The following is a 15,627-nucleotide window of genomic DNA, read 5'->3' as shown; positions in this document are numbered from 1 at the left end:
AGTATACGGCTAGATTATAACCCAAAAGATGCAATTAGAGGTATACTTATTGTAATTTACATTTTGAATTTATCATTGCTGCTTTTTAATTACCTGTCTATAGTTTCTGTATGCTTTTTACCAGGATTCACTCTAATATAATTTGTGTCTGGAGTAATTGGTTTATTAAGGATTTCACTGACACCTGACTCCTTGACTAACGTCGGTAATACATCTTTCTTAATTTGTTCTTTTTTTTGTTTAAGATCTTGAAGAATACTTAGAATAACATTACTTGCAGGTAAGTTAAGTTGAGCTTGTAATTCTAGTATTTCCTCCTCTTTATTGCTGCAGCTTATGAGTTTTTCTTGATATGTAGTAGCTTTGTCTATGCTCCTGATTATATTGTTTTGTACAATATGGCCAAAGTTATTGCTTATTAAGTGTATTCCCGAACTATTGTTAGGTTGCTTTTTGTCAATTAAACTAGCATTATCTGCAATCAATTCTGCAACAATTTCAGATTGTTCTGCTATTTCCTTATCATTTTTTTTATCTTTTGCTAGTAATAATGCCTCTGTTGCTTGTTGTAATGCAATATTGCGTTCATGTTCAGTATCTAATCTAGATTTCTTTGCACTAGGGCCCGGTAGATTATCTGCAGGAGATGGAACAGCTTGTCTCTTACGGGTTGCCTTTACTGTTGGTAGATTTAATTGTTTTGCATATTCTTCTTGAAAATTTTCAAGAATATCTCTCACTTTCTGGTATAATTCTGGGTCTTTACCATATTGTGCTGGCTGCAATTCATTGATTTTTTTATTCAATCTGTCAATTTTTTCACCCTCAGTAGGAGCATTATTTATATACTGAATTAAGGTTGTTACTAATCTATTGGCAGGATACCCCTTCCTTATTATTATCTCTAAGGGGGTTTCTCCGTCATCGTTTTGAGGCGTTAGAGGAGAATCATGCGCAATTAATAAATCAATTATATTATATCCATCCTCTCGAGCCAAGTGCAAAGGAGTATTCCCCTTATTATTTTTTAAAAGTAAGTTCGACTTATTCTCAATAAGGATTTGGGCAACGGCAGTATTCCCTGTTTTAATGGCGAGGTGCAGCGGAGTAAAACCTAGCTTATCTTGCCAATTTAAGTTTCCATTATTCTCAATAAGAATTTTAGCCATCGCCGCACTTCCGTTTTTAATAGCGCAGTGATGCAAAGGGGTACAACCATATATATCTTCTGGATCTAAATCTATGCCATTTGATAATAATTTTTTTACAAAACTATCTAACAATACTATATTGACATTCCTTTTTATTCTGCACATATGCCTTAGAATGCCAGTTGCTATTTTACTTACATCTTGACCACCTAACGTACTTACTGTCTTAATTTCTTCTGTAACATCTTCTTCTGGAAACATTGCTTGAAATCTTTTTCCTTCTTCATCAAAAAATTCATTAAAGAAATCTGTTAGATTCTTTGTTGTTTCCATTTTATTAATTATATTGATCATTTCTTTTTCTTTAGGTATACGGACAGTTTTAAATTGTGTGATCTTGCCAAGTGACTCTACCTTATTAAAAGTCATTCCTTCAAAATTTTCTTGAAAAGCAAGAATAAATTGCTGGTAAGGAGTCAGATAAGTCCGCTGTAATAATGCTTTTATTTTAGAATGCTCTGAGTTAGTATTTGATGATTCTTTAGCTTCTATATAGGTTATTACAATAGAACCATCCCTTAAAACTTTTGCAGCCTTATTAGCAGAACCGCCATGACATGATAATAAATGGACACATATTGGATCATCAGTTAGTGTCTCTAACTTCTTTAAAAAATCCTGTGTGTTACGTGCAGATTTGGGATCTTGGTTATCAAGTCGCATTCTATGGTCTACTCCTTCTTTATGACGACTTCCATGAGCATGTATACAGAACACAGGATTTTTATCTAATAGTACATTATCTATTCTCTCTCTAATATCTTCAAAAGTTATTGGTTTATTAGCATCACCATCGCCAATTATTAGCCAATCTTTATTTGTTTCATTTAATTTGCTGATTTCTGGATCAACTTTCACGCCTGGCCCAATAATCAAAATATTATGTATTGTTTTTTGATGTTCTTGCTTCGCCATATTATAAACTCCACTATATATTAAAAATTAATCATTTGATCGGAAGCTTTCTTGGATATATATAGTTTCTTAATATACCAATATTATCCTCAGGTTGGAATGATGAATATAATAAACCACAACTATATAGTTTTTGCGGCCACAGAAGTGCAAGTGACTACTGAAAGTAGATTAATTTTATTTTTGGTTTGAAAATGGAGGTACGGTAATAACCGAGTCACCAATTATAGACGACCGAGCAAATCTATATCTTCATCATTGAGTAGAAATTGCTCTGATTCCAAATTCTCTTCAAGTCGTTTATAAGTCTTGGTTTTCGGTATAACGGCAATTCCTTGTTGGGTCAACCAGCGAAGCGCAATCTGTGCTTCAGTCTTATCATATTTCTTGGCCAATTCGCGTAAGTCTTGCTGTGTGGTAATTGCCCCTTTATCAAGAGGAGAGTATGCGGTAATAGCAATAGAGTGTTCAGTCGCATAATGTATTATATCTTTCGGAACTAAGCCCAAATGGCACTCAACTTGATTACCCGAAACTACTGTACTAACGAGGTGGCGCGCCTCTTTCATCTGCGTAACTGAGAAGTTGCTAACACCGCCGTTTCTTACTTTACCGTCTGCAATGAGTTTCTCCAATGCACCAAGCGGCTGGCCAAGTGGGACCTCGTCGTTCGGCCAATGAAGCAGAAGTAGGTCAATATAGCCAGTTTTAAGTCGACGTAGGGAATTTTCTTCTGACGTCAAAAAATCTTTCCGCTGGAAGTGGTTTGGCCATACCTTGGTGGTAATGAATATTTCTTTTCGTGCAACACTTGAAGTGGACAGTGCTTGTCCAACTTCAGCCTCATTTTCATAGAATTCAGCGGTATCGATATGACGGTAACCAACATCCAATGCCTTACGAATGACGTTAATTCCTTCTTGCCCACGTAACCCATATGTTCCTAAACCGATAGAAGGCATCTTTAATTTATTGGACAATATGTTCATTACAAAATATCCTCAATACATTTTATTGCGACAAATAGTATAGTAAAGTGCCTCCAAAAATCAAACTCAAAAAATTATTCCCTATCAAATTACCGGGTATTTATACAGAAATCTATATAACATTTTGTTTTTGGGAGAACATAAAAAATAGTGATTTTTGATAAGATGATTTGCTATTTCATTAAAAACATATTAAAAAATAAGAACTAATAATAAATATTATCACTTGATAACATAATTAATAGTTAAGGTAGGACCGTGTTAGAAATAGTCTATTGAGCAAAATAGCAATAAAGTATAAAAATGTCTGAAAAATCATTATTTTTTACCAAAGATGCTTTATATAAAATTGAACCACCAAAAGCAAAAAGAAATGTTTATAGAGATACCAAAGACACAGGTTTAATTCTGATAGTATCATATGGCGGCAGTAAAACATTTTATTTAGGTAAAAAAACTAAAAAGATATATAAAAGAATTAAAATAGGTCGTTTTCCTGATTTAACTGTTGTTAAAGCCAGAGTAAAAGCTGCTGCACTCAAAAGTCAAATTGCTAAAGGTATCAATATTATACTGCTATAATGGGGAGGCAAGCTAAACATTTTTACCCTCAAGTGATTTCTACAATTCAAAAAACTGATATTCATTCAGGAGACATTTAATGACCTGAGGCATATTGGTAAATATAGTGCTAACAAATTTTTAGATATGTTAAAAGCCATCTTTAATAAGGCTATTGAATGGGGATTGTTAGAGAAGAATCCTGTTACTGGCATTAAGCAGCATAAAGAACAATCAAGAGATAGATATATTACTAAAGAGGAAGCGCCCAGATTTTTTCAAGCGTTAGAAGAGGAAACAAATCAGTTAATGAAAGATTTTGTTTTAATTTCTTTATATACAGGAGCACGTAAAAGTAATGTATTATCTATGCGTTGGGAGAGTATAAGTTTTGCTAATAAAACATGGTACATATCAGATACTAAGAATGGAGAACCTCAAACTGTAGTATTAATAGATGATGAACCAATTTGCCAAAGGTGACTGTGAAATGACCAAATCCCTATTTGCTTCAGTGCTGCCAAAAGATTCCGCCATGCACGAATTAGTCTGCAGGGATTTACAATCAGGATCAGGGATGGATTATTTTTCAGCGGGTAAGAAATGCCGGAATGACTTAGAACAAAAGCAAGCCCTCCAGCAAGCTCAGAATAAGGATCACGAGCTTATGCTGGGAGATTATAATATCTTCCACTAAAGCGGCAGAAAAAGCTGGCATTCCTATAGAGATGCGGCAGTCTATAATGTCAATGACTCTTAGACCGAGTTCAGATTTTTGCTACTGAAAAATGGCCTACTATGCTAACTAATGCTGATCAGATCGATAGAAGAGCCAGGTTAATAGAGCAGCATATTATGGCTAAAGAGAGAAGTTAAGCATTGTCCACTTACGCATACGTGTCATGCTTTAAGGACAGAACTAAAACGTCATTGCGAGCCGGCTGTAAGCCAGCGTGGCAATCCAGAAAACTAAAGGTAGGTAAAATATGAAACAACTGTCTATATTATGACAAACAAAAAGAATGGTACTCTAACGTTAATTTAGAAAAAATCATGGACTACGTTCTAAAGGTATTTTGCTTGGCGGTATAGTGGTCTCAACCTCTATGGGTAGTAGTAGTGAGCCAATATCAGTAGTGATTCGTATAGTGGGCAGGGGCAATTTACCCAAGAACTTTAACATTGATTTAACCCATTGTCACATTATGGGTAGTAGTTAAGGAGATTTATCGTCGGAAAGAGCAACTATTAGAGCTGCGGTGTTGTCCTGCAGTGATCCTGCAGTGATCCTGCGAGCGAGCTAATTTACACTACTAAAATTGCTGGTATTATTTTTGGTGATGACGGCATGAACGGCATTAAAGGTAAGGTAGTGCAAACAAGTAGTCAGCATCTCAAGAATGCGGTGATTGATAGTATGTTTAGTGGTTTTAGCGGTAGCGTCAAGGGGCAAGAACAATATGCCATAACTGGGCTTGGGGCTATTGCTACTAAACATAAAGGAGCAGGAGATTTAGCCAAAGAAGGAGCTTTAGCTGGCGCTGGTAATGCTGGCGAGAAGATAGCTGATTATTATATTAAGCTTGCTGAAAACATAGCAAGTAAATGCGGTTTTAGAGCAGCAGTAGAAGCAAGTGATTTGAAGGCAAAAGTGGAAGAATTAGCTTATGGGGTGAGTCAGTTAGAGCAGTATTTAAGCTGTATGATTCATGGAGATTGTTTCAAAATAAAGATATGCTAGAATGTCCAAATGGACAAACTACAAAAAACACGTTTAGGCTGGATAAAATCTTACCAAGAATTAAAGGATGCGGGCATAACATGCCGTAGATGCGGTATTTCTAGACCTACTTTAAGGAAGTGGCTAAGGAGATATAAAAAAGATGGTATAGATAGTTTAAAAGAGCATAGCCGTGCACCTCATAAAATAGAAAGAAAGGTAACAATAGACCATGAGAAACTTATCTTGTCGTTACGAAGCGAACGAAAATTAGGGGTAAGGAGAGTTCAAAGTGAGATAAAAAGATTGTATGAGATGCCTTTATTCTTAGCTACTATACATAAGATTTTTAAGAATAGTGACGTTCCATATTTACAGAAGAAGCGCCATTACCGTAAACAAGCAAAAAGGTATAACTGCAAGCTACCAGGAGAAAGAGTACAAATGGATGTTTGCAAAATAGCTAACAATTTATATCAGTACACTGCTATAGATGATTGTACTAGATATAAGGTTTTAGCTTTATATAAAAGACGTACTGCAGAAAATACTTTAGATTTTTTAGATCAGGTAATGGAACGTATGCCATTCCCAATACAGCGTATTCACACTGATAGGAGGCAAGAGTTTTTTGCTTATGAAGTTCAAGAGAGATTAAAAGAATATGCGATTAAGTTTCGTCCTATTAAACCAGCTTCTCCTCACTTAAGCGGAATTAATGTTCCAGACTCCTTTACACGAGGAGGTTAGTGAGCAGTATAATCCTTCCAAAGAACCAATTTTAGTTCATGAATATAATAAGGATTTAGCTATAAGGATATTAAAAAATTCAATTATAGAACATACAAAATATAGGTAATTTTAGCAAGCTTGCCAGCATAAATAAGGAGCGCTCGCTTGCTAAAATTACCTATATTCAATACCAAATATCAACAGAAAATGTTGAAATGATGTCTGTGAATCTCACATATTAACCTTCAAGATAAAAGAGGTTATACAGTGCTTTATTATGTAAGATATGATTCTTTACAATCCAATGAAGGTAATATCGAAATAATGGAAACAGCAATTAAAAGCAATAATAAAGTAGATAATTTTAACAATGTTGCAGCATATAATAACAAATCTGTTATCTTATTTAAGTTAAGCTTTGCTACTATTAAAGAAGCTATCAAAAATTATAATATATCGATAGCACTCAAACCTGATTTGATTTGCACATCTAAGGATAAAAGCACTATTAGTTTATTTGACTTAGATAAATACGAAAATGGGATACAAGAAGTAGTGACTGCAGGCGAACATCGGGTTTAATACACCTATTGAATTTTAATAACTGGAGTTTATCTTGAGGTATGAGAACGCGAATCCTTGATAAAATGAAAAAACAATTACGTGTTTGTTAAAGTACTAATTTGGGGTAAGTAGCAATTTAAGTAAAATTTGGTTTATTCAACAAAGCCATGAAGTGTAACTATAATATCTAGGTTTTTAACTTTCTTATCCTCATTACAAGCAACTATATACAAAAAATTATTGATTTTTTATTCTGTAATATGCTATCATTCATTTGCTAAGAAATTTGTACCAAAATGAGATTTTGGAGCGCTTGATGCTATTTGACAAATAAAAGTTAATGAAAATACATAATATTGAAAAAAATAATTTTTCAATATTTTTGCATTTCACATAATGAGGAGACATAGATGGTAATAAAAAATATTGTGTTTGACATAGGAAATGTATTATTAAAGTGGCAACCTATTGATATTACCACGAAAACTTTTCCTAATGAGTTGAATCCACATTCATTAGCACGGAAGATTTTTGAATCTTCTATTTGGCTTGATCTTAATCGGGGCAAAATCACCGAAAAAGAGGCTATCATATTATATTATGAAGATCTAAATATTTCTATAGAACAATTAAATGATCTACTCATGGAAGTTAAACGTTCCTTAACTCCAATAGATGGATCTATTGAGCTGTTAAATAACGTATATGATTTAGGGATGCCTCTTTACTCTATTACTGATAATGTAAGAGAAATTGTATCATTTTTGAAGCAAAAATATAATTTCTTTGAAAAATTTATTGACATTATTGTGTCTGCAGAGCTTGGACTCTTAAAACCTTCTAAGGATATTTATTTGTACTTAATTAACAAATATAAATTAATCCCAGAAGAAACAGTATTTATTGACGATCTTTACCAAAATATTGAAGGGGCCAAAGCAGTAGGAATGCATGGTATTCATTTTACTACGGCTAATAAGTGCAGAGAAGCATTAAAGAGCTTAAGCATCAAAGTATAACACATCTAAAGGTATGAAATGCAAAATTTAAATATAGAGGCGAATACATACTTAAATCAGTCTCAAAAAGAAGCTGTAGGGCTACTTTCGATAGGAACATTTTTAGAGTATTTCGATCTCATGCTATATGTCCATATGGCTGTATTGTTAAATGAATTATTTTTTCCTAAAGCAGATCCTCATACTGCAGCTCTCTTTTCAGCTGCAGCATTTTGTTCTACATATCTTTTAAGGCCATTTGGTGCGCTAATTTTTGGGTGGATAGGTGATAGTATAGGGCGTAAGGCTACAGTGGTTATCACAACTTTTATGATGGCTATTTCCTGTATTGTTATGGCTAATCTACCGACTTATGCTCAAATTGGTTCTACCGCTACTTGGGTCCTTACAATTTGTCGTATGATTCAAGGGATGACGTCTATGGGGGAGGTGGTAGGAGCAGAACTTTATTTAACTGAGATTACAAAGCCTCCAATACAATACCCCACTGTAACATTGGTAGCAGTTTGTTGTATTTTAGGCGGCACTGTTGCTTTAGGTATCGCATCTTTAGTAACATCTTATGGACTAAGTTGGCGTATCGCCTTCTGGATTGGTACTGGAGTAGCGATGATTGGAGCAATTGCCAGGACTGCATTGCGGGAAACACCAGAATTTGTTAATGCTAAGCGTCAGATACATAAAGTATTTCAAGACGCTAACATAGATAAAAGTAGTCTCCAATCCAATACAATTTATAATATGAGAACGAGTAAGAAGACATTTCTTGCTGTATTTTTAATACATTGTGCTTATCCAGTATGTTTTTATTTTACATACATTCATTGTGGAAATATCTTGAAAAATTCCTTTGGCTATACTACCCAACAAATTATTCATCAAAACTTTATTGTCTCAATTATAGCTTTAGTGGGTTGTATTATAATAGCTTATATAAGCTACTACATTCATCCTATCAAAATACTTAAGGCTAAATTATTGGTATTCTTGAGTGTTATTCTCATAACTCCCTACTTATTTAATAATATTACTGACCCACTATATTTTACTCTACTGCAATCGTTATTTGGGTTACTTTTACTATATGCAGCTCCTGCCACCTCCTTACTTTATAAATATATTCCTATTTTTAAAAGATTTACCTATGGTGGTCTTACATATGCTTTGTCCCGTACCTTAATGCATGTAATTACTTCTTTTGGGCTTGTTTACTTAACAGAACAGCTAGGCCACTATGGATTGCTAGTAATTATAGTTCCGGTAACTTTAGGATTCGCTTTTGGAGTATACCATATTGGGGAATTGGAGCAAGCAGATGACGATCTTCAAAAGGACCTTGAATATAAGGTTTCCATAACTCACTGAGAACTAATGGCTGAAAGTACAATTCAATAAAATTATATTTTATCTTGGGTAATTCTAGATATGAAGCTAAAATTATAAATTCCTTTAACGTTTCCTCTGTAATTTGTTTAATTTTTTCAGGAGATTTAGCATCTAAAGTTTGCATATTATGCAACCGGTCAAATAATTTAATAAACAATACATTGTATTTTTTTTGCTTATATAATAAGTCTAACATCTCCGCTGAACTAATTTTTTTATCTCCTTTCACTTTAGTCAAGTCGTCTACTTGAGTAGCAACTAACTCACCAAATGCTTTATTAATCATTTCTTTTGTGAGTTCTGTATCTTCGATTGTATCATGAAGTATTGACGATACTAAAATGTCAGTCCTAAAAAGATAATCGGAAATCATATACGCTACTTCTAGTGGATGAGAGTAATATGGTTCGCCTGATTGTCTCTTTTGATCCCCATGGTATCTCTTAGCGTAATAAATAGCTTTCTCGATTTCACTTATATCTACCTTATTTTTTGCTTTTTCATTAAGGGATAAAAGCTTATTTAGTAGTCTTTCTGTGTAAGAACAATATTCACCCATTCACTAAAACCTCTTCTACCACTATTGGGTAGATAAATTAACATCCGTTACAAATTATTTATAATTTGATAATATTACTCTTTTGAAAGTAAATTACAATTTTTAACTGATATTATTTGTGTTATATCTTTTAAAGTAACTACATTATTCAGTATTTCTGTAAAAAGCTTTTTATAACAATCTATAAACTTGACTAATAAATCTGTATCAATTTTATTTACTGCATATTTAACACGATAATTAATTTTGTTATTACGAATTGCTTGCTCAAATAATAATTCATTGGGTAAATCAATATTCGTGTCAGTGTTGATACTTACCTTTAGATTCTCAAATGTAAAAATTTGATCTTTTAACTTTGTCTGGATAAATGAATTATTCAAGATCTCTTTATTAGATACTGAAACTATATCATATACAGGTAAGTAACTATGTTTTACTTTCTTATATTTTAATGATTTCGTAAAATGCTGAATTTGCTCAAATAAATCTAAAATATTTTCTACCTTATCAAAATCATAAGGAATAATATTATTATTTATATGTGCACCATATATAAAATCCATACCTTCTTTTACTGATATGGGATAACTAATAGCAAATCTATTTTGCCCACTATATTTATTTAATAAAATTGCATATATTATTTATCCAAATAAATAAGGAGTTATGCTATAGTCACTTCTTACCTGATTCAATTCTAATAAGACTTTTGTATTAAAATAGAACCTTATTGCTCCTATATTTCCTAATTCTAATAATTCTTTTTGACAGCTTTGGTTAGTAGTATATTTTAAAAAGTTTAAGCTTAAAGGTTCAACATTAGCTAATTTAGTTTGCCAAAATAACTTACTACTATCTCTATTTGTTTCTATATATTCCGATAATTTTTTAGATAATTTTGATATATCAGATATTTGCTTTTTTATAGAGAAAATACTTTGATAAAGAGGATTATTATAATAAGTCAACTCATTACAAAAATAATCAAATGAAGATCCATCTATGATAACATGATGTAAAACAATTATTAACCTATATTTATTAGAGTGATATTTTATCAAGCTACATCTATATAACGATCCTTCTTCCAAATTAAATGGTTTTTGTACATATGCTAAAATCTCTTTATTTGTTAATTCATGCTTAAAATATTCTAGCATAGCATCTAAGTTAGCCATTTAATTAAAATCATCATGGCTTCTTCTATCATAATCTACAGCTATTCTCTCTACTGCAGGATAATTGTCTAATTCTTGTTCTTGAATATACGAGTTAAGTAGATCTCATTTCTCGTTATGATTCTCACAAATATCATTTTGATCAACTTGGCTAACAATATTTTTTATATTGTCTATCTTGATCTTATTATCAATATCTTTTATCTTACTTTCGGTAAAAAATTGATCATAATTTAAAGTCATTATCTTTTGTAACTCTTGACCATTATTAGGGGTCTAGTGAAAGAACACCCATTTTTGCGGTTTTATTTTTTATCTCTGCCAATCCTAGTATTCTAGTACATTTATAGGGTATTGTGCTACAAGTCAATTAGTACTAGTTTTGAAATAGGTTTTTAGGTGATTATACTTGTTGCTTTTTGGGCTGGATTTTTCTAGCTAACCCCAGTAAAGATCAGGTTATTAGGCAATTTTTTAAATATTTAAATAGAAATTATTATTTAGGGATACCAAAAACATAGGTTTTTGAAACAAAATTATTGATAGGTAAGGTATAAATGAAATTTGGTTATGCAAGAGTTTCGAAAAATGAGCAGAATTTGGACATTCAAGTAAAAAAATTAGAAGAAGCCGGCGGCCAGGAAATTTTTCAAGAAAAAATCTCTGGGGCCAAAGACGATAGAACACAACTAACTCTACTTTTTAATAAATTGAGAAAAGGAGATATTATCTGCGTTGTACGTCTTGATCGTTTGGGACGTAGGATGATGAAACTCGTAGAACTTATAAATGACTTTAAAGTAAAAGGTATTGAATTTATTTCCTTAGACAATAATATCGATACCACCACTCCTATGGGCATGTTATGGCACTGTTAACAAAATAGTTCACAAAAGAAGGAATAGGGGTTAAAATAATTGAGCAAGTAAGAAGGTTTAATTATGAAAGAAGAAAGGAAATATCCAATCAGCGAAAGTAAGTTTGAAGAATTGATAGAGCCGTTTATAAGAAGAGAACTGAAGAAACCAGGTCGTCCCACAAAAGTAAGTCACTATAAGTTTTTCTGTAGTGTATTATATGTGCTAAGGACTGGCATATCATGGCGTGACATTCCATCAGAATATGGTAATTGGCATACAATTTATACAAGATATAAAAGATGGAGTGAGAATGGATTTTTTTGGCGTTTATTATACCAATTACAAAGCTTGAAGCAATTGATAATGGATATAGTGTTTGTTGATGGGTCAATTATACCTATCCATAGACATGGAGGAGGTGCTTAAGAAAAAGAGAGGGCCGCAATCAATAGGAAGAGGCAGGAAAGGGATAGGCACTACGATGCATTTATCTATTGCTCAAAATAGCGTAGTTAATTGTCAGCTATTTCCCGATCAAAGACAAGATTGTAAAACAGTTGAGCAACTATGGCAAGATTTGCCTTGGGAAAAAATAGGCTTTGGTGTAGCAGACAAGGGATACGATAACGGCAATATTAGGAATTTTATTAAATCGAAAAATGCTATTCCAGTTATACCTTTCAAAGGAGTTTATTTACCTACCTATTCCTCTTTAACACCAGAAGATTTTTATGATACTAAGCTTTATCAAAAACGACACATTATTGAAAGGCTTTTTGGGAGACTTAAAGAAAACAAACGAATTGCTATGCGATTTGATAAACTTGACTGTACCTTCCTCAACTTTATCGCTCTTGCTCTTATTAAAGCTTATAATTTATTTTGTTAACAGTGCCATAGAGAAAAGGTCAGCATTGCTGGGAGATAGGGAGTTTATCGGGGATAGCTGATTACAAGAAATGTTTACCATTCTCTTATAAGTCATTTTGCGTCACAGCGAAAGTTCCTTAACTGAAGAACGCGCATTTGCGAGTTTAATTTTCACCCCCAGGAATTGCTGTACAGCAATGGCTTTGATGCTATCTTAAGAGTCAAGTAAGAAATTATATTTAAAAGTAGTATTTTTACTCAGAAACAATATAATAACTTATGTATATAACATGACCGTGAAGAGCTGTGGTGATAGTTGAGCTGAATGGTGTAGAAATGACCCTCAATGAAAATATGAGATTTAGCCATTAGGTACAATATAATTATTAAGACTTAAAGTATTAATATATTAGTTAATAGACAGAATATCAAACTAATTCTCTGTTAATTGTATATATTGAGATTAATGTGAAATATAATCTAATTGCAAGACACACTATGCCTACTAACCCTTATGAATTAATATCTTCTATAACAGAAGTTGATATAAACGGTGTTCCTACTGTAACGCCTGATGAATATTCAGATACTGAGTCAAGGAGTGCTGTCATGGACGTAGCACAGTATATTAGGATGTTACAGCTAGCTCCAACATTTTTAAACTTTATTAAGAACTCGATATATATACATACTACAAAATATTCTGCTGATTATACATATACTACAATTATAACCCAACCATATCAAGTAACTTCTGACACCGTTACTTATAAGACCTTAAATGACAAAGATGAAATAATAGAAGTTATAGTAGATTCGGAAGTAATAGAAAAAATTAGAGCAGCTAGAGAATGGGAAAATACCTCTAAAATATGTCTACATACAATAGAAAATTTCTTTAAAGAAACAATTAATAGTGAGAAATTAAAAATATTGAAGCCTCTAGTCCAACCTGGTCTTGTTTCAGAACAAGAGTGGGAAGCCGCATTAACCTTAATTACAAAATATAAAATAGTAGAGGATTATATTCATCCTCATGTAGAAAGCCGTAATACAAAAATATCAGAAGATGCTACAATACATGAGGTAATAGTAGCAGCACACAAAATAGAAGAAATTGTTTCTGACCATGATGTTGTAATATTTGCAGGCAATACTCCGCAGCTAATTCGTTATCCTTTTGAAAAAATTATTACCAATACTAAACCTAATATAAAAACTGTATCTCTAGCGATCTCAGGTCACCCAGGTCAAATTAAAACACATTATGTCCACGGTATCCTTGCAAATATACTAACACCTGAATCACACGATATATATAAGGAATACATGCAACATATGGGGATTACTAAAGAGTATGTTAAAGATCATAAAATTTATTTAATAGACTGCATAGGTTCCGGCGGTGGTATAGCCTATTTGGTAAGGTGCATTACTGAAATTGCAGATGCCAATGATGTCCGGGCACCATATGATGCTACTAAGAGCATTGAGGTAATAGCTTTAAATAAAGTAGATCCGGTTTATGCAAAATTTAGTTGTGAAATAAAACATCATGACTTAAAAATGAACACATTAACAAAAACGTTGGATCGTGTTTCAGATGATGAGTCATCTTTAAGACTAATGCCTAGCGCAAGTTCATATAAATGGACTCACGAATTTATACAACAAATGGAAGAACATTCACAACATATTTTTGATAACTTAAATACTTTGTTTGTAGAAGTATTTGATAAAATAGATAGAGAAATGATGGGTCAATCCGCAGATGTTATTACATAGAACCTTACAATCTTCATTTACGACAATATACCTTCCATTTTTTTCAGGCCATTATAAATGCGTCGAGATAAGGTGTAGAAGTCAAGATTTGATCTTACAGACCCCATAAATTAACTTATTAGATTGTCAGATAAATTTTGACTGTCAGATAAGTGTTCAAGATACAAGATCTCATTATTTTTTTCAAACGCTAATTTTTTACTATCTTTAAAGGTTTGCATAGGCGTTTTACCATAACAATACTTACCAGAATGAGGACGTTCGTTATTATAATAACGTAACCAGGTATCAAGATCTTTTTGCAATTCAAAAAGTGAATTGTAAATCTTTTTACGCATTGCAGTATCATAAAACTCATTTTTCATGGTTTTATGAAACCTCTCACATATCCCGTTAGTTTGAGGGGAATATGCTTTTGTAACGGTGTGTTCTATTCCTTCAATACTTAAAAACAATTCAAAGGCATGATGTTCTATATTTCCTTTATATTCAGTACCACGATCAGTTAATATACGTAGTATAGGAATACCTTGTTCTTCGTACCAAGGTAGAACTCTATCATTTAACATATCAGCAGAGGTTATAGCTGTTTTGTCTGTGTATAATTTGGCATCCGTCACCCTGGAATAGCTATCGATAAAAGTTTGACCATAAACCTTACCTATTCCTTTAAAGTTGCCAACATAGTAAACATCTTGACAACCAAGATAGCCTGGATGTTCTGTCTCTATTTCCCCATGTGCCTCTTTAAGATTCTTACGATTCTCCAAGACACGTAATTGAGCTTCCGTAAGTATAATGCCATCCTGAGCCATTTTAGTTTCTAAAGCTACTAGCCGTTTCTTAAGATTATTGAGATCGTTCCTAAGCCAGATAGATCTAATGCCGCCGGGAGATACTAAAATCCCATCTTTTTTTAATTCGTTCGATACACGAAGTTGACCATAAGCGGGGTACTCTATTGCCATGTCTAATACCGCTTTCTCTACAATAGGATCAACTCTATTAGCCAATATGGGTTTCTTACGGCTTATTTCATACAAGGCTTCATCGCCACCATTCTCATATAATTCCTTGAATCTATAATAACTATCTCTGCTATACCCCATTGTCTTACATGCACTAGATACATTTCCTAAGCTTTTTGCTAGTTCAAGTAATCCTATTTTTGGTCTTATTATTTTCTGATTTAAATTCATTTTAATCTCCATTTAATAATTTGTTTATTTTACTAAATGTAAGATTAAATCTCAACTACTTCAGATAAGGGCATTA

General features: G+C 32.7%; 19 protein-coding genes and 1 pseudogene. 13 read left to right on the top strand and 7 right to left on the bottom strand.

Annotated elements, in window-relative coordinates:
- Window positions 1–89: 89 nt before the first annotated feature.
- Both ACFELV_RS06155 and ACFELV_RS06150 read right to left on the bottom strand, forming a co-directional pair.
- On the bottom strand, window positions 90–2,126 hold the full coding sequence (locus ACFELV_RS06155) for an ankyrin repeat domain-containing protein (protein WP_375327199.1): 2,037 nt from the start codon (window positions 2,124–2,126) through the stop codon (window positions 90–92).
- A 224-nt stretch (window positions 2,127–2,350) separates the two neighbouring features.
- Window positions 2,351–3,088: an aldo/keto reductase gene (locus tag ACFELV_RS06150; RefSeq protein WP_375327198.1), complete on the bottom strand. Its 738-nt coding sequence runs from the start codon at window positions 3,086–3,088 to the stop codon at window positions 2,351–2,353.
- 330 nt (window positions 3,089–3,418) lie between these two features.
- Between ACFELV_RS06150 and ACFELV_RS06145 the strand changes: the two genes are divergently transcribed.
- The 9 genes and pseudogenes from ACFELV_RS06145 (at window position 3,419) to ACFELV_RS06105 (ending at window position 9,076) form a co-directional block, all read left to right on the top strand.
- Window positions 3,419–3,697, top strand: coding sequence for an Arm DNA-binding domain-containing protein (locus tag ACFELV_RS06145; protein ID WP_375327197.1), 279 nt, complete (start codon window positions 3,419–3,421; stop codon window positions 3,695–3,697).
- A gap of 126 nt (window positions 3,698–3,823) precedes the next feature.
- Complete coding sequence (locus ACFELV_RS06140; protein WP_375327196.1) at window positions 3,824–4,159, top strand: tyrosine-type recombinase/integrase; 336 nt, start codon at window positions 3,824–3,826, stop codon at window positions 4,157–4,159.
- Window positions 4,137–4,431: pseudogene (locus tag ACFELV_RS06135) on the top strand (conjugal transfer protein TraH); the annotation flags it as partial. The gene ACFELV_RS06140 and the pseudogene ACFELV_RS06135, both read left to right, overlap by 23 nt.
- Window positions 4,432–4,752: 321 nt before the next feature.
- Window positions 4,753–4,896 carry a hypothetical protein gene (locus tag ACFELV_RS06130; protein ID WP_375327195.1) on the top strand — a complete coding sequence of 48 codons (144 nt, stop codon included), beginning with the start codon at window positions 4,753–4,755 and terminating at the stop codon, window positions 4,894–4,896.
- A gap of 128 nt (window positions 4,897–5,024) precedes the next feature.
- A complete protein-coding gene (locus ACFELV_RS06125) occupies window positions 5,025–5,417 on the top strand; it encodes a hypothetical protein (protein WP_375327194.1) in 393 nt (130 codons plus the stop codon).
- 9 nt (window positions 5,418–5,426) lie between these two features.
- On the top strand, window positions 5,427–6,146 hold the full coding sequence (locus tag ACFELV_RS06120; RefSeq protein ID WP_375327193.1) for a DDE-type integrase/transposase/recombinase: 720 nt from the start codon (window positions 5,427–5,429) through the stop codon (window positions 6,144–6,146).
- A 249-nt stretch (window positions 6,147–6,395) separates the two neighbouring features.
- On the top strand, window positions 6,396–6,710 hold the full coding sequence (locus ACFELV_RS06115) for a hypothetical protein (protein ID WP_375327192.1): 315 nt from the start codon (window positions 6,396–6,398) through the stop codon (window positions 6,708–6,710).
- 392 nt (window positions 6,711–7,102) lie between these two features.
- Window positions 7,103–7,711 carry an HAD family hydrolase gene (locus tag ACFELV_RS06110; protein WP_375327191.1) on the top strand — a complete coding sequence of 203 codons (609 nt, stop codon included), beginning with the start codon at window positions 7,103–7,105 and terminating at the stop codon, window positions 7,709–7,711.
- Window positions 7,712–7,729: 18 nt separating this feature from the next.
- The gene (locus tag ACFELV_RS06105; RefSeq protein ID WP_375327190.1) at window positions 7,730–9,076 is read left to right on the top strand and encodes an MFS transporter; all 1,347 of its coding nucleotides are present in this window, start codon (window positions 7,730–7,732) and stop codon (window positions 9,074–9,076) included.
- Here the strand turns inward: ACFELV_RS06105 and ACFELV_RS06100 are convergent.
- From ACFELV_RS06100 to ACFELV_RS06085, 4 genes are all read right to left on the bottom strand, one after another.
- Complete coding sequence (locus ACFELV_RS06100; RefSeq protein ID WP_375327189.1) at window positions 8,961–9,656, bottom strand: HD domain-containing protein; 696 nt, start codon at window positions 9,654–9,656, stop codon at window positions 8,961–8,963. The genes ACFELV_RS06105 and ACFELV_RS06100 overlap by 116 nt on opposite strands.
- A gap of 74 nt (window positions 9,657–9,730) precedes the next feature.
- Entirely contained in the window at window positions 9,731–10,222 is a 492-nt protein-coding gene (locus ACFELV_RS06095; protein ID WP_375327188.1) for a hypothetical protein, read from the bottom strand.
- Between the two features lie 81 nt (window positions 10,223–10,303).
- Window positions 10,304–10,837 (bottom strand): condensation domain-containing protein, encoded by a 534-nt coding sequence (locus ACFELV_RS06090; protein ID WP_375327187.1) that lies wholly within the window; start codon window positions 10,835–10,837, stop codon window positions 10,304–10,306.
- Between the two features lie 105 nt (window positions 10,838–10,942).
- Window positions 10,943–11,080 (bottom strand): hypothetical protein, encoded by a 138-nt coding sequence (locus tag ACFELV_RS06085; RefSeq protein ID WP_375327186.1) that lies wholly within the window; start codon window positions 11,078–11,080, stop codon window positions 10,943–10,945.
- A gap of 314 nt (window positions 11,081–11,394) precedes the next feature.
- Between ACFELV_RS06085 and ACFELV_RS06080 the strand changes: the two genes are divergently transcribed.
- The 4 genes from ACFELV_RS06080 to ACFELV_RS06065 all read left to right on the top strand — a co-directional run bounded on the left by ACFELV_RS06080 (window position 11,395) and on the right by ACFELV_RS06065 (window position 14,352).
- Window positions 11,395–11,715, top strand: coding sequence for a recombinase family protein (locus tag ACFELV_RS06080; RefSeq protein ID WP_375327185.1), 321 nt, complete (start codon window positions 11,395–11,397; stop codon window positions 11,713–11,715).
- Between the two features lie 63 nt (window positions 11,716–11,778).
- Window positions 11,779–12,123, top strand: coding sequence for a transposase (locus ACFELV_RS06075; protein ID WP_375326849.1), 345 nt, complete (start codon window positions 11,779–11,781; stop codon window positions 12,121–12,123).
- Window positions 12,080–12,586: a transposase gene (locus ACFELV_RS06070; RefSeq protein WP_375326848.1), complete on the top strand. Its 507-nt coding sequence runs from the start codon at window positions 12,080–12,082 to the stop codon at window positions 12,584–12,586. Before ACFELV_RS06075 ends, ACFELV_RS06070 begins: the two co-directional genes overlap by 44 nt.
- Window positions 12,587–13,065: 479 nt before the next feature.
- Window positions 13,066–14,352 (top strand): hypothetical protein, encoded by a 1,287-nt coding sequence (locus tag ACFELV_RS06065; protein WP_375327184.1) that lies wholly within the window; start codon window positions 13,066–13,068, stop codon window positions 14,350–14,352.
- A gap of 110 nt (window positions 14,353–14,462) precedes the next feature.
- On the opposite strand, the gene ACFELV_RS06060 is transcribed toward ACFELV_RS06065, so the two are convergent.
- Window positions 14,463–15,551 (bottom strand): IS481 family transposase, encoded by a 1,089-nt coding sequence (locus ACFELV_RS06060; RefSeq protein WP_375326314.1) that lies wholly within the window; start codon window positions 15,549–15,551, stop codon window positions 14,463–14,465.
- Between the last annotated feature and the right edge of the window lie 76 nt (window positions 15,552–15,627).

The organism is Candidatus Tisiphia endosymbiont of Nemotelus uliginosus, from assembly GCF_964264835.1.
Classification (GTDB): Bacteria; Pseudomonadota; Alphaproteobacteria; order Rickettsiales; family Rickettsiaceae; genus Tisiphia.
Note: the sequence above shows the minus strand (reverse complement) of the source record. Positions and strands in the feature narration are given on the sequence as shown.